Source organism: Ectothiorhodospira shaposhnikovii (assembly GCF_047222355.1).
Classification (GTDB): Bacteria; Pseudomonadota; Gammaproteobacteria; order Ectothiorhodospirales; family Ectothiorhodospiraceae; genus Ectothiorhodospira.
In genome coordinates this window covers 3,202,540-3,214,878 of the sequence record NZ_CP178333.1, presented here as the reverse complement: position 1 = coordinate 3,214,878, position 12,339 = coordinate 3,202,540, and the positions used below count along the sequence as shown (strand labels likewise).

Here is a 12,339-nt window from a genome sequence, read left to right as displayed (position 1 = left end):
ATCGGGTCGACCCGGCGGCCTTCAGGCACGGGGCGGCGCCCGCATGGGCCAGCGGCCTGTGACGAAGGCGGGAGGGACGACCGGTATCCGGCGGCCCGTGGCCGCCCGGGGGTCAGGCGAGGTGGGGTTTGGGAGGTCGGTGTTCCAGCTGGGGAATCCGGGAGTGCAGGCCATGAATGATGCCGGCCGGGGTGGGCGGGCAGGTACGCTGTTCGGCGGAGGGTTCCTGGGTCATTGCCAGGGCGCAGGCGGCACAGAAGGCACACTGATCCTGGCTGGTTTCGGCCTGCTCGTCCCCGGTTTCACCGCAATGGCCCGTGGCGGCAGCGGGGATGTGATCCTGATGATGACCCTGGTGCATCCAGGCATCGCCCTTGGCGGCAGGCGAGGCCGCCAGCACATGGTGCATCGGCATCGCCAGAAGGGATGCGATGACCAGCAGGACGATGGCACGGACGCGCAGCATGGGAAGATGCTGGCACATCCGCCGGGGGCGGGCAAGCACCTTGGCCCGACCGGTTCGGATGATCGGTCCGGCGGGGCGATGGGTGGACGTGCATCGCTGAGTCATCGCCTTAAAACCGATATCCAGTATTATTCTCGCTTAATGATTTGAAATGGCATAACACCCTGCTCCATAGGAGTGTCTTTATGAGAGTTTTGCTGGAACGGACCGGTCTTGCCGTAGGGCTGACCATGCTGATGGGAACACTGGTCCTGACCAGCATCCTGGTGGTGACCGGGATGGTCTTCATGCAGTACCGGGAGGCCCAGGTTCAGGGGACATTGCAACAGCTCCAGTCCACCGCGGCCATGAACACCCAGTCCTTCATGGACTGGCTTCATGTGCGTCAGGACGAGATGCGTTATCTGGCCAGTCTGGAAGAGGCCGTGAACATGGATCCGGTCGGCCTCACCCCGCTGCTGCTGGCCATGGCGGCCAACGGCTACTACGACACCATCATGGTGGTGGATCCCAGGGGGCATGGCATTGCCGGGGTATCCCATGACGGCCAGGTCCGGGCGTTGCTGGCGGAACAGGTGGCCGGTTTCCGTCTGGACAACCGCCCCTGGTTCATCCAGGTGGTGGCCGGGACGGAGGTGATCGGCAAGCCGGTGCATTCCCGTTTCACCGGTTATCACGTCAGCCCCGTGGCAGTCCCCATTCGTCGGGATGGTCAGGTGGTGGGGGTGGTGCGCGGCGCGGTGCGGCTGCAGAGCGTGTTTGAGCGGGTGCGGGCGCTGTCCTCGGACACGGATGGGGAGATCTTTCTCGTGGACGGCGCCGATGGTCGACCGGTGACCCCGATACGTTCCGTTCGGGATGCCGACGCGCCTCTGGATACCGAGGCGGCCCGGGCCATCCGGGAGAGCAGAAGTGGTGTGGGTCGCTATCCCAATGGGTTGGGGACGGATGTGATCGGCAGTTACACCCATATACCGTTGCTGGGCTGGGGCCTGATCCTGGAGCGGGAGGCAGGTCCCGCCCTTGCCGAGATGCACGCCATGCTGGTTCGCCTGGTCGTCATCGCCGGTCTGATGATAGTCGTGTCCATGGCGTTGACCCTTCTGGTGGTGCGTACCATCAATGCCATCATCGGCGGCGAGCCTGCCGATGTGGCCGGGGCGGTACGGCGGGTGGCCGGGGGGGATCTGAGTGTACCGGTCAGGGGGCGGACGGGCGGCTCGTTCAGCCTTGCGGCCGGTATCGGCGCCATGCAGGCCCGGCTCCGGGAAATGGTGGGTGAGATCGTCGATGTCTCCCGGCGACTGACTTCCGCCGCCTCACGCCTTTCCCGGGTGAACGTGGATACGGACGAAGGATTGAGACGGCAGACGGAACAGGTGGATGGTGCGGTGGTGGCCATGAACCAGATGGTGGCAACCGTGGACGAGGTGGCCAGGAATACCCAGTCGGCCGCCCACCTGGCCCAGGACACCCTGGACCAGGTGCAGGCCGGCAAGACGGAAGTGGGGCGCAGCATGGCCAACATCGAATCACTGGCGGAAAACGTCACTGATTCGGCCCAGGCCATGGAGTCCCTTCGGGAGGATGCCGAGCGCATCGGCACTGTGCTGGAGGTGATCCGCGACGTGGCGGAGCAGACCAATCTGCTGGCCCTGAATGCGGCCATCGAGGCGGCCCGGGCGGGGGACCAGGGGCGAGGGTTTGCCGTGGTGGCCGCCGAGGTCAGGACGCTGGCGGGGCGTACGGAGAAATCAACGGCCGACATTCAGGGCATGATTCATCGGTTGCAGAACAGTGCCAGGAATGCCGCCCAGGTGATGGTGGCCAGCCGTGAGCAGGCAGTGCGGAGCGTGGATGAGGCGGTTCGTGCGGGGGATTCCCTGGACCGGATCACCGCCTCCGTGACCCATATCAGCGACGTGATCCGGCAGATCGCCAGCGTCGCCGAGGAGCAGAGCGCCACGGCCCGGGTCATCAATGGCGGCATGCAGCAGATCCATGCGGTCTCTGAACAAACCCGGCACTGTATGGATGAGACGTCCCGAGCCGCGGAAGACCTTTCCAGTCTGGCGGATCAGTTACAGGGGCTGGTGCTGCGCTTTCGTATGTGATGGTTGACGGGCGATGGAAACCGTGGCGGCCTTGCGCTCACCGTCACGATGTACCAGTTTTTCCAGCAGCAGGTGCTTCGGGTCCCGTGTCCCGGCCGCCAGCAGGGCGGCCGCCTCGGCGACGGCCGGTGTTCCCGTCATCTGTCTGACCCGTTCGGAGGGGTTGGGAACGGGCACCCGGGACAAGGCGTCGGCGGAAAACACCTGAATGCGCCAGCCATGGTGCCGCGCCAGGAGGAGAATGGCCGGCTCGTCCCGGCGATGCTCGATGGTGGCCAGGCCGCCGACCGCATCCGGCGCAAGACCCACCTTGTGCAGCGCCCGGAGTACCGCGGCCATCATGACATCGGGGTGGAGGCCCGGGGTGCAGCCCACGCCCACATACACTTTGCCCATCAATGATGATCCTGGTTGATGCGGAGCACGGGATGCCGTGCCCATGATCTTGTTCTGCAAGACCGGAGGGGCTACTTTAGCAGACCGCTGTCTTGATGCCGTATCCCGACGGTGCAGAGGAATCGACCCAGTCCATGACTTCAGGAAAATCCCGTGTTGATTCCCGCCCGGATCTGCAGGCCGATTTCGGGTATCGCATTCTCCGGTTGCTGGAAGGGCATGGTCTGGCGCCATCTCCCATTCATTACTGGATCTTTCACGATTATCTTCAGGCGTCCAATGAAGCACTGGTACAGGCGGTCAGTGAGCGGCTCAGTGCGGGCAGGAAGCTGGATTCCTTCGTCCTGCATGATCTGTTCGAGCGCTATGTGGCCGGTGAGAGCCTGTCCCGTTTCAACGACATGGGAGATGATCTGGAGGCGCTGCTGAGCGGGATCATCAGCCTGCTCAGGAATGCCGAACGCACTACGGCGGGATTCCAGGCATGTCTGACGGACAATCTTCAGGCCCTGGATCAGGCGGAAAATCCCGAAGGTCTCAAGGCCATTGCCCAATGTCTGGCAGCTGCGGTGGTCACGGCCAGTTCCGACAACCTGGCGCTGCAAAGGAACCTTGAAGAGGCGGAGCAGGAGGCCCGGCATCTGCGTCTTGAACTGGAAAAGCATCGGAAAGCCTCCATTACCGATCCCCTGACGGGGTTGCTCAATCGTCGCGGCATGGAAACGGAGATGGCCCGTGTCCTGAAGGTTTCGGATGAGATCTGCAATGTCATGCTGGTGATGGATATTGATCATTTTAAATCCATCAATGACCGTTATGGTCATGCGGTCGGTGACGTGGTCATTCGCAAGGTGGCCGCTTCCTTGCGACGTGTCCTGCCACCGGATGCGGTGTTGGTGCGTTTTGGGGGCGAAGAGTTTGTTGCCCTGTTGTCGGGGCATTCCGTACAGGATGCCGTGGCCCTTGCCGAGCAGGCACGGGAAATGGTGGAACGCCTCAGGCTGGTGAACCGCCAGGACGATACGGTGGTGGAAGGTTTCACCATCTCCGTGGGGATTTCCCCGGCATCGGATAGCGACACGGTGGAAACCCTGTTCGCCCGGGCGGACAGGGCTCTCTACCAGGCCAAGCACGCCGGGCGCAATCGGGTGGTGGCCTTGGGCTCCTAATCCGATCGTCGGGTGCGACGCAGCAGGTAGGTATCCATGATCCAGCCCTTGGCGGCCCTGCCCGTCAGGCGCGCCTGTTCGATCCGCGGCGTGACGTCTTTGGCCGGACCGGAGATCAGGATCTCGTCCTCGGTCCCCAGATAGGCCCCCCAGAAGATCTCCATGTCCTCTTCCATCACTTTTCGGTAGCTCAGATCCCCGTCGAGCATCACCAGGACCGCGTCCAGGTCTTCGGGGAAGCCCTTGGCGAGTTGCCGGCCCGTGGTGACATGTACCGGCTCACCGATGCGATTGAGGGGGATGCGGTGGCCTGCCGCCAGTGCCTGCACGCTGGTGATGCCGGGGATGACCCGGTAGTCCAGCGCCAGATTGCCCCGTGCCTGAATGATCTCCATGAGCCGCATGGCGCTGTCATAAAGGGCGGGATCGCCCCACAGCAGCAGGGCACCGCACTGGCCTTCTTCCAGTTCGGTTCTGATGGCCTGTTCCAGCAGGCGTGCCCTGGCATCGTGCCAATCTTCCACCACCGAGGTGTACCTCTCCTGGCCCTGATCCCGTACCGGGTCCTGCAGGGTGACGAAACGCCATGGGCGGTCGGTGGCGAACTGCTCGCAGACCTGTCGGCGAAAACGGGTCAGTTCCGCTGTTTCGGCCCGTTTGTCCAGGACAAAGAAGACATCCACGCGGTTGATGGCCTTGATGGCCTGCAGGGTCAGGTAATCCGGATCACCGGCACCGATGCCGATCAGCAGGAATTCTCTCATGGGCGTGATGGTTTGGTGGGGGAGGGCAGTGTAGCAGGAACTTCGCCCGGGCCGGTTGTCGACGATTCAGGCATAACGAGTTAACGCTCAGTAATATAGCGCTAATAAGATGGATTATCGTTCAAGTTTGCATTTTTTATTGCTACACTCCGGTGCGATTATGTTTTCGAATTGGTGAAAGTCCGCTGCTGGATTCCCGCTTTCGCGGGAATGACGGCTTTAACTTCCGTAAACAACGGCGTTCATTTTGTGGCGACATTCAGTCTTGAAATGGGGGAAATTTCATGAAGGGTGAAATCATCAAACGGCATGGACAAAACGGGCTGGCCCGCGGTGTGGCGTTGGCACTGGGGGGTGCATTGGCCATGACCGTGACAGGCGCCCAGGCGCAGATGCCGGAGTTGACCTGGTCCGGTCTGCTGGAGATCGAGGCAGGCTGGGCCGAGGACTACGAAGGCGGTTCCGGGAGTGATCTGAATCTGGCGACCGTGGAACTGGGCCTGGAGGCCCGCTTCAATGAGCTTCTGTCCGCCCGCGTGCTGCTGCTCTACGAAGATGACGGCGAAGACTCCGAGGTGGAGGTGGACGAGGCCGTGATCTCCCTGGGGCTGCCGGCCATGCCGGGCGCTTACCTGGAAGTCGGGCGCCAATACGTGCCCTTCGGCCGATTCGAAACCGCCCTGGTTTCCGACCCGTTGGCCCTGGATCTGGCTGAAACCCGCGAGACCGCCGCCCTGCTGGGCTGGGAGGGCGATCAGTTCTACGGGGCCGCCTGGGTGTTCAGTGGCGATACCCGGGACAACCTGACCGGCGTGGGCGTAAATCTGGGGATGGCATTCGATGCCGGTCCCGTGGAAATGGATCTCGGCGTGGCCTACACCAGCGCCCTCGGGGATTCCGACACTCTGCAGGAAGTGGACGAGGTGGTCGAAGGCAAGCGTGTGGGTGGTTACAACGCCTATGCTACCGCCGTCCATGGTCCCTTCACCCTGGCCGCCGAGTATGTGGTGGCGGAAAAGCGCTTTGATGCCGAACAGCTTGAGTTCAATGGCAAGGGCGCCCGTCCCAGCGTCTGGGGCGTGGAACTGGCCTGGGAACTGGATGGTCTGCAGCGCCCGGTGACCCTGGCCGCCGCCGCCCAGGGCAGCAGCGAGGCATTCATTGAGGATGGACTGGAACTGCCGCGCTACCGCTATCTGGCCGGTGTATCCGTCGCCCTGATGGATCAGCTGTCCCTTTCCTTCGAGTACAGCCATGACCGCGATTACCGTGAGCGCGATGGTGGTACCGGTGACTCCGCCAATGCCTTCGTGGTGCAACTGGCGGCAGAGTTCTAAGTCCGCAGGCCTCGACCTGCACCCTTTCAATCCATTTCAATTTGTGAGCTTTTGGAGCAAATCATGAAAAAGACCTTCCTCACCGTTGCCCTGGCCGCCGGCCTGGGTCTGGCTTCCGGCAGTGTCATGGCCGACCGCGTCGAGCACTTCAAGGGGACGCCTTCGGAAACTCTGGAGCAGGCGGTCAAGAATTTCAGTGAATACAACGCCAAGCTGGAGGCCGTGCTGGCCGGCGAGCTGACCTTCGAAAAGGTGGCCGAGGTCCATGAGCTGACCTATACCCTGGAAGTGGCGCTGGAAAAGATCAATGATGAGCTGGAAGAACTGGCAGAGACCCTGGAAGAGCTGCACGTGGCTTCCGAGGAGAATGACTTTGCTCTGGTGAAGGCCAAGGGTGAAGAGTATCTGTCCGTCTCCCGCAAGGTCATCAAGTAAGCCTTAAGCTGCGTAGTGCCGCTGTCATTCCCTCGCAAGGGGGAGCCCGGGTTTTCTGCCTGCGTCATTCCCTGGCAGGCGGGAATCCGGGCAGGCAGTGGCAACCCCTGGGTTCCCGCTTTCGCGGGAGCGACGTTAAGGTTGAAAGTGCCGTTAAGGTTGGGAGTGCCGGTGGGATACTCGGCAATCCCGCAGCTTTCAACGCGTCCGGAAGGACATGTGACAGGCCACGCAGGTGGCCGTGAGTTCGTGCAGGGCCTTCAAGGCCTCCTGCAGCTCCCCCTGTTCGGCCACCTTGGCGAATTCGGTGGCGGACTCATGCATGGCAAACCCCATCTGCCGCATGGCGTCGGGCATGAATCGTCCCGGTCCCCCCAGGCCTCGCGTGGCGGCGGCATGCTTGCCCATGGTACTGATGCCCATGGTGTTCTCCGCCATTTCCCCCGCCTGTGCCAGTTCTCCCCGAGCCAGCAGATCAAGGATGCGCTGATAGGCAATCAGGTGTTCCTGCATTTCCTCCCTGAGCAGTTCCCTTTGCAGCGTGGGCATTTCCACCAGGTGTCTGTGGTCCGGGGGTGGTTCCGGTGCCTGTGCCAGGGTTAGCGCGGGGATGGACAGCAGGATGAAGGCAATAAAAAGGCGAGACATGACGTTTACCGAAGAATGATCCTTCCCCACACTACCCCTTGCCATGTCGCGGTGCAAGAAAGGCGGCGCGGGCGGCCGCCCCGCGATCAATCCCCGGGGCGGCCCCCCATGGATTCGTCAGCAACGGCAGAGGGGGTCTTCCACCTGTTTGCGCTTGTCGGCGCCGGCCAGCAGTTCGATCAGGGCGAGGGCGAACTCCATGGCGGTACCCGGGCCACGGGAAGTGGCCACGTTGCCATCCACTTCCACCGGCTGTCCGGTGAGTCGGGTATCGGCAAGCCCCATGCCTTCCAGGACGGTGGGGTAGGCCGTGGCCCGACGATCCGCCAGCAACCCGGCCTTGGCCAGCACCTTGGGTGCGGCGCAGATGGCCCCGACGTAGCGCCCTTCATCATGGAGCTTGCGCAGCAGTGCGTGGATGCGGGGATCATCATTGAGATGGTCCGAGCCGGGCAGACCGCCGGGCAGCACCATCAGGTCATACGACTCGTGCCGAGCCTGTTCCAGTTCCGTGTCCGGCACCAGTACGATACCGTGTGCGCCGGTGACGGGGCCGGGCTCCAGGCCGGCGGTGACCACCTCGAAGTCGGCCCGGCGCAGCAGGTCGATCAGGGTAACGGCTTCAAGTTCCTCGCAGCCGTTGGCGAGGGGGATAAGGATGCGTGCCATTGGCGAACTTCCTCCTTCTGCTTGAGATATTCACTGACCGGTAACAGGCGTATCCCTCGGGACGCCAGGGTGGGAAGCATTTCTTCCAGCATCTGCAGGGTGGCCGGGTAGGGATGGCCGATGGCCAGGGCGTGCCCCTGGGTCCGGGCCAGCCGGATCAAGTGCTGCATCTGCATGTGGGCGAACTCCAGGTCATGGGGACGGGAATCCAGAAAGACATCCCGCTGCGTGGCGTTCAGGCGCGCCCACTCGGCCACATGACGCCCCAGGGTTTCCACATGGGTGCGGCTGTCCACATAGTAGAGATCGGGGTCACGGCCCCGTAGTTCAGACATCACCCAGGCCAGGTGATGATATTCCCTGGAGAGGCGGCTGCCCATGTGGTTGTTCACGCCTCGTACATGGGGCACCGAGTCCAGGGCCCGGCGAACGCGCAGGCGGGTTTCTTCTTCATCCAGATGGCTCAGGATGGCACCTGGCCCCGGATCACTGCCGTTGTCCGCTTCCATGGGCAGGTGCAGCATCACTTCCTTGCCCCGCTGATGGGCCATTTCCGCCGAGGCCGCGGAGAAACGGAGATGAGGCAGCACGGCGCAGGTGACGGCGCCCGGGAGGTTGGTGGTGCGTCGGGCCTCCCGCGGGTCATTGCCCAGATCATCAATGATGATGGCAATGAAGGGCGTGCGTTCACCGGCCCACAGGGGGCCGGTGAACAGACACAGGCACAGTGCCAGGGCGCCCAGGCCCGGGATGCGCACGGGGCCCGGCCTTACCGTCGGGCCTGGAGGATATCCAGGCCCTTGAGCAGGTTCAGGGCCTCGTAGAGCTGGAAATCCCGCTGGGCCAGCGGTTCCTTGTCGTCATCATCCTGGGCGCTGGTTTCGGTGGCACCCTCGCGGCCCTGCAGGTGACGGTTGAGCTGGGCCTCGGTGATGGGGCGAACGTCCGGGGTTTCCGCCCGGGCTACGGTGACCGGTTCGAGCTTGATGTCAGGCTCGATGCCTTCCGCCTGGATGGAGCGGCCCGACGGCGTGTAGTAACGGGCGGTGGTCAGCTTGAGTGCCTTGCCCTGGTTCAGGGGCAGGATGGTCTGCACCGAACCCTTGCCGAATGTGGAGGTGCCCATGATGATGCCGCGCTGGTGGTCCTGCAGGGCTCCTGCGACGATTTCCGAGGCGGAGGCGGAGCCCTGGTTCACCAGCACCACCAGCGGCGCGCCCTTGAGCACGTCGCCGGGCGAGGCGGTATAGCGGAACTGGGCATCACTCACTCTGCCCTCGGTGTATACGATCAGGCCTTCCGTGAGGAAGGCGTCGGACACGCCCACGGCTCCGTTGAGCACGCCCCCGGGGTTGTTGCGAAGATCCAGCACCAGTCCTTTGAGTCCGCCGCTTTCCCGCTGCAGCTTGCGGATTTCCTCCACCAAGTTCTGAGCGGTCTTGGACTGGAAGGTGGTGATGCGCAGGTAGCCGAAACCTGGCTCCAGTATCTCGCTGCGCACGCTTCGCACACGGATCGTGTCACGGGTCAGGGTGACTTCAAAGGGGCGATCCACGCCTTCACGGACCACCGTGAGGGTGATCTTGCTGCCCCGGGGGCCGCGCATCTTGTTGACCGCTTCATTCAGGGTCATGCCCTTCACCGGGTTGTCATCCAGGCGAATGATCAGGTCACCGGACTGGATGCCGGCACGACTGGCGGGTGTATCGTCGATGGGGGAGATGACCTTGACGAAGCCATCCTCCATGCCCACTTCCAGGCCCAGGCCGCCGAACTCGCCACTGGTGCCGATCTGGAGTTCCGAGAATTCGCTGGGGGTGAGATAGGAAGAATGTGGGTCCAGCCCCGAGAGCATGCCGCGAATGGCGTTCTCCAGCAGCTTGGAATCCTCGACTTCTTCCACGTAGTTGCGCTTGATGCGCATGTAGACATCAGTGAAGGCGCGCAGGTCCTCCAGCGGCAGGGCGTCGGCCTCGTGTTGCTGGCGATCCGCCATGACGCCGAAGGAGACGCTCAGTGCAACGCCCAGAATCAGGCCCATCAACAGGCCGGCGCCGACGCGGGTTTGGGTACTCATAGCCTTGAACTCCAAATCATGCTCCCTGTATTGGGGGGGCGATTGAGGGCTTGATCGATGCGGATCATCTGACCGGATGGCCCCTATGTTGCGCTTGTTAGCGAGAGCCTACCACTGGGAGCTTAGAGTCGCACCATTGGGAGGGGTTCACCGGACTGCCTTTATGACGAATCTCGAAATACAGGCCCGCCCGTTCACTGCCGCCGCTGTCCCCCACCCGGGCAATCAGGTCGCCGGCCTGCACCCAGTCTCCCGGTGACTTGTAAAGCGCCTGGTTATGCCCGTACAGGGTCATGTAGCCACCGCCGTGGTCGATGATCAGCAGCATGCCGAACCCCCGCATCCAGTCGGCGAAGGCGACCCGGCCGTGGTGAATGGCCTTGACGGGTTCTCCCTCCCGGGCGCCGATGACCAGACCCTGCCAGCGGCGCCCGGTGCCGCTGTCCCGGGTGCTGCCGAAACGGTGAATGACCTCCCCCTGGACGGGGAACGGCAGTTTGCCATGCCGGTCGGCAAAGGCCTGGTTCGGCAGGGCATCGTCGGGAATGTCGCTCAGGACCCGGTCCAGGGTCTTGAGCAGTTCTTCGAGGCTCTCCTGGTCCGTCTGCAGGCGGGAGAGTGACGTACCCGCCTGGGCGATTTCCCGGCGCAGTTTCTCCAGGACCTGGGCCCGTTCCCGGCGTTGCCGTTCCAGCTGGTCCTGGTGCGCCAGCAGGGTGCGACGCTGTTCGGTCTGTTGCAGGCGGGTCAGGTCGAGCTGGTGGCGGGTCTCGGCCAGTGCCGCCAGGGCCTGGGTGGCGGCCTCGATCCGGGCATGCCGGGCACGGTTGTAGTGCTCGTAATACACCAGCATGCGCCCGACCCGGGCGGGGTCTTCCTGGTTGAGAAGCAGCTTCAGATGATCCTGCCTGCCGGCCTGGTAGGCGCTGCGGAGTTGGGTGGCCAGGGCGGTGCGATGGGCCTCCAGTCTGGCCATCTCGTCCCGTTGCCGGCGTTCCAGTTCCCGCAGACGGGCCTCCGTGGTCTTGAGGGCCTCTTCGCTGGTGGCCAGATCCCGGGCGGTCTGCGCCATGGCGCGTTCCATTTCCCGCAACTGTGCCTCCAGCCGGCCCTGCTCCCCTCGGGCCGCTTCCAGACGCCCCCGGACCTGCTGGATCTGTCGTTGCACCTGCTCCAGGCGCCGCACGGCCTCTTCCCGCTCCGTGCCGGCCGGAAGATGGGAGGGAAGACCCAGCAAGGGGATGAGCAGGGCCATAACGAGGTGGCGTGGCCGGGGTATCATGGGTGGCAGATACGTAAAATCGTTGAAATATTTTTGATAAAGATCATAATCTAATCATCCAATACTAATATATCGCCATCAGGTCCATGGCCAAGGTGGCAACCTGACCGGCCTCAAGCCTCCATGAACACAGTATCCGACATGATTCCCGATCTTTTGAGCAAGGAGGAAGATATCGAGCGTGCCTCCCGCTCCCTCAAGGCCATGGCCCATCCCCTGCGCCTCAAGATCCTCTGTGTCCTGGGTGACAGGGAGGTGAGCGTGCAGGAGATCGTCGATCATGTGGGGACCTCCCAGAGCAATATATCCCAGCACCTGGCCATTCTGCGCGACAAGGGCATTCTGGCCTCCCGCAAGGATGCCAACCGTGTCTATTACCGGGTCAGTGATGCCAGGACCCTGCGTCTGATCGGTATGATGCAGGAGGTGTTCTGTCGTTCCCTTTAGGTCTTTCGGCTCATGCGCGGGATCGGCCGACTTGCCCGCGGGGGCGCATGGCTTCAGAATGCGCCCTTTCCAATGATTCACGAGTCTTGAGCGATCCATGGACCAATACCTGGAGTTTATTGCCAATCATCCCCTCCTGTTCGGTCTGCTGGCGGCTGTCATTGGTGCCATCGGCTACACCGAATACACCCGTCTTACGAGAAAGTACAAGGTGCTCGGGCCGGCTGAAGTGGTCCGGATCATGAATCAGGATCAGACCGTCGTGGTGGATGTCCGCGAGGAGGCCGAGGCCCGCCAGACCGGCAAGATTGCCGGTGCCCGCCACATTCCCCTGACCAAGTTCAAGGACCGTGTCACCGAGATCGGCAAGTTCAAGGACAAGACCGTCATCGTTTACTGCCAGACCGGCGCCCGTTCCGGTCAGGCCTGCAACACCCTGGTCAAGGACGGTTTCCAGAACGTGGTCAATCTCCAGGGTGGCGTCCTGGCATGGGAGTCAGCCAGTCTGCCCCTGAGCAAGAAATAAAGGGCTCCC

The 12,339-nt window shown here is 62.9% G+C and carries 14 protein-coding genes; 6 read left to right on the top strand and 8 right to left on the bottom strand.

Going from position 1 to position 12,339, the window contains the following annotated elements; genetic code table 11:
- Positions 1–112: 112 nt before the first annotated feature.
- Entirely contained in the window at positions 113–571 is a 459-nt protein-coding gene (locus ACLF6L_RS14830; protein WP_412851980.1) for a hypothetical protein, read from the bottom strand.
- 80 nt (positions 572–651) lie between these two features.
- Between ACLF6L_RS14830 and ACLF6L_RS14825 the strand changes: the two genes are divergently transcribed.
- Positions 652–2,580 (top strand): methyl-accepting chemotaxis protein, encoded by a 1,929-nt coding sequence (locus ACLF6L_RS14825; protein WP_412851979.1) that lies wholly within the window; start codon positions 652–654, stop codon positions 2,578–2,580.
- Here the strand turns inward: ACLF6L_RS14825 and ACLF6L_RS14820 are convergent.
- Positions 2,548–2,976, bottom strand: a complete 429-nt coding sequence (locus tag ACLF6L_RS14820; protein WP_412851978.1) for a cobalamin biosynthesis protein — start codon at positions 2,974–2,976, stop codon at positions 2,548–2,550. The genes ACLF6L_RS14825 and ACLF6L_RS14820 overlap by 33 nt on opposite strands.
- Positions 2,977–3,110: 134 nt before the next feature.
- Here ACLF6L_RS14820 and ACLF6L_RS14815 point away from each other — a divergent pair, with 134 nt between their 5' ends.
- Complete coding sequence (locus ACLF6L_RS14815) at positions 3,111–4,145, top strand: GGDEF domain-containing protein (protein ID WP_412851977.1); 1,035 nt, start codon at positions 3,111–3,113, stop codon at positions 4,143–4,145.
- Here the strand turns inward: ACLF6L_RS14815 and cobF are convergent.
- Positions 4,142–4,909 (bottom strand): precorrin-6A synthase (deacetylating), encoded by a 768-nt coding sequence (cobF, locus tag ACLF6L_RS14810; RefSeq protein ID WP_412851976.1) that lies wholly within the window; start codon positions 4,907–4,909, stop codon positions 4,142–4,144. The genes ACLF6L_RS14815 and cobF overlap by 4 nt on opposite strands.
- Before the next feature lie 284 nt (positions 4,910–5,193).
- Here cobF and ACLF6L_RS14805 point away from each other — a divergent pair, with 284 nt between their 5' ends.
- Both ACLF6L_RS14805 and ACLF6L_RS14800 read left to right on the top strand, forming a co-directional pair.
- On the top strand, positions 5,194–6,246 hold the full coding sequence (locus ACLF6L_RS14805) for an LbtU family siderophore porin (RefSeq protein ID WP_412851974.1): 1,053 nt from the start codon (positions 5,194–5,196) through the stop codon (positions 6,244–6,246).
- Between the two features lie 63 nt (positions 6,247–6,309).
- The gene (locus ACLF6L_RS14800; RefSeq protein WP_242467049.1) at positions 6,310–6,681 is read left to right on the top strand and encodes a DUF6746 family protein; all 372 of its coding nucleotides are present in this window, start codon (positions 6,310–6,312) and stop codon (positions 6,679–6,681) included.
- A 198-nt stretch (positions 6,682–6,879) separates the two neighbouring features.
- Here ACLF6L_RS14800 and ACLF6L_RS14795 read toward each other — a convergent pair whose 3' ends face one another.
- The 5 genes from ACLF6L_RS14795 to ACLF6L_RS14775 form a co-directional block, all read right to left on the bottom strand.
- Positions 6,880–7,329: a cytochrome c gene (locus ACLF6L_RS14795; protein WP_200173622.1), complete on the bottom strand. Its 450-nt coding sequence runs from the start codon at positions 7,327–7,329 to the stop codon at positions 6,880–6,882.
- A gap of 117 nt (positions 7,330–7,446) precedes the next feature.
- The gene (locus ACLF6L_RS14790; protein ID WP_412851973.1) at positions 7,447–7,998 is read right to left on the bottom strand and encodes a DJ-1 family glyoxalase III; all 552 of its coding nucleotides are present in this window, start codon (positions 7,996–7,998) and stop codon (positions 7,447–7,449) included.
- A complete protein-coding gene (locus tag ACLF6L_RS14785; protein WP_412851972.1) occupies positions 7,938–8,756 on the bottom strand; it encodes a divergent polysaccharide deacetylase family protein in 819 nt (272 codons plus the stop codon). The genes ACLF6L_RS14790 and ACLF6L_RS14785 overlap by 61 nt, the downstream gene beginning before the upstream one ends.
- Positions 8,757–8,767: 11 nt before the next feature.
- Positions 8,768–10,075, bottom strand: coding sequence for a S41 family peptidase (locus ACLF6L_RS14780; RefSeq protein ID WP_412851971.1), 1,308 nt, complete (start codon positions 10,073–10,075; stop codon positions 8,768–8,770).
- Positions 10,076–10,172: 97 nt separating this feature from the next.
- The gene (locus ACLF6L_RS14775) at positions 10,173–11,330 is read right to left on the bottom strand and encodes a murein hydrolase activator EnvC family protein (protein ID WP_412851970.1); all 1,158 of its coding nucleotides are present in this window, start codon (positions 11,328–11,330) and stop codon (positions 10,173–10,175) included.
- A gap of 150 nt (positions 11,331–11,480) precedes the next feature.
- Here ACLF6L_RS14775 and ACLF6L_RS14770 point away from each other — a divergent pair, with 150 nt between their 5' ends.
- Entirely contained in the window at positions 11,481–11,804 is a 324-nt protein-coding gene (locus tag ACLF6L_RS14770; RefSeq protein ID WP_412851969.1) for an ArsR/SmtB family transcription factor, read from the top strand.
- Between the two features lie 97 nt (positions 11,805–11,901).
- Positions 11,902–12,330 carry a rhodanese-like domain-containing protein gene (locus tag ACLF6L_RS14765; RefSeq protein WP_200173633.1) on the top strand — a complete coding sequence of 143 codons (429 nt, stop codon included), beginning with the start codon at positions 11,902–11,904 and terminating at the stop codon, positions 12,328–12,330.
- Positions 12,331–12,339: the final 9 nt, after the last annotated feature.

Excerpts from the sequence above, each read along its gene's own strand:
- ACLF6L_RS14790 (WP_412851973.1), bottom strand. The coding sequence starts at position 7,998 with ATGGCACGCATCCTTATCCCCCTCGCCAACGGCTGCGAGGAACTTGAA.
- ACLF6L_RS14805 (WP_412851974.1), top strand. The coding sequence starts at position 5,194 with ATGAAGGGTGAAATCATCAAACGGCATGGACAAAACGGGCTGGCCCGC.
- ACLF6L_RS14795 (WP_200173622.1), bottom strand. The coding sequence starts at position 7,329 with ATGTCTCGCCTTTTTATTGCCTTCATCCTGCTGTCCATCCCCGCGCTA.
- cobF (WP_412851976.1), bottom strand. The coding sequence starts at position 4,909 with ATGAGAGAATTCCTGCTGATCGGCATCGGTGCCGGTGATCCGGATTAC.
- ACLF6L_RS14820 (WP_412851978.1), bottom strand. The coding sequence starts at position 2,976 with ATGGGCAAAGTGTATGTGGGCGTGGGCTGCACCCCGGGCCTCCACCCC.
- ACLF6L_RS14800 (WP_242467049.1), top strand. The coding sequence starts at position 6,310 with ATGAAAAAGACCTTCCTCACCGTTGCCCTGGCCGCCGGCCTGGGTCTG.
- ACLF6L_RS14770 (WP_412851969.1), top strand. The coding sequence starts at position 11,481 with ATGAACACAGTATCCGACATGATTCCCGATCTTTTGAGCAAGGAGGAA.
- ACLF6L_RS14775 (WP_412851970.1), bottom strand. The coding sequence starts at position 11,330 with ATGGCCCTGCTCATCCCCTTGCTGGGTCTTCCCTCCCATCTTCCGGCC.
- ACLF6L_RS14830 (WP_412851980.1), bottom strand. The coding sequence starts at position 571 with ATGACTCAGCGATGCACGTCCACCCATCGCCCCGCCGGACCGATCATC.
- ACLF6L_RS14765 (WP_200173633.1), top strand. The coding sequence starts at position 11,902 with ATGGACCAATACCTGGAGTTTATTGCCAATCATCCCCTCCTGTTCGGT.
- ACLF6L_RS14815 (WP_412851977.1), top strand. The coding sequence starts at position 3,111 with ATGACTTCAGGAAAATCCCGTGTTGATTCCCGCCCGGATCTGCAGGCC.
- ACLF6L_RS14825 (WP_412851979.1), top strand. The coding sequence starts at position 652 with ATGAGAGTTTTGCTGGAACGGACCGGTCTTGCCGTAGGGCTGACCATG.
- ACLF6L_RS14780 (WP_412851971.1), bottom strand. The coding sequence starts at position 10,075 with ATGAGTACCCAAACCCGCGTCGGCGCCGGCCTGTTGATGGGCCTGATT.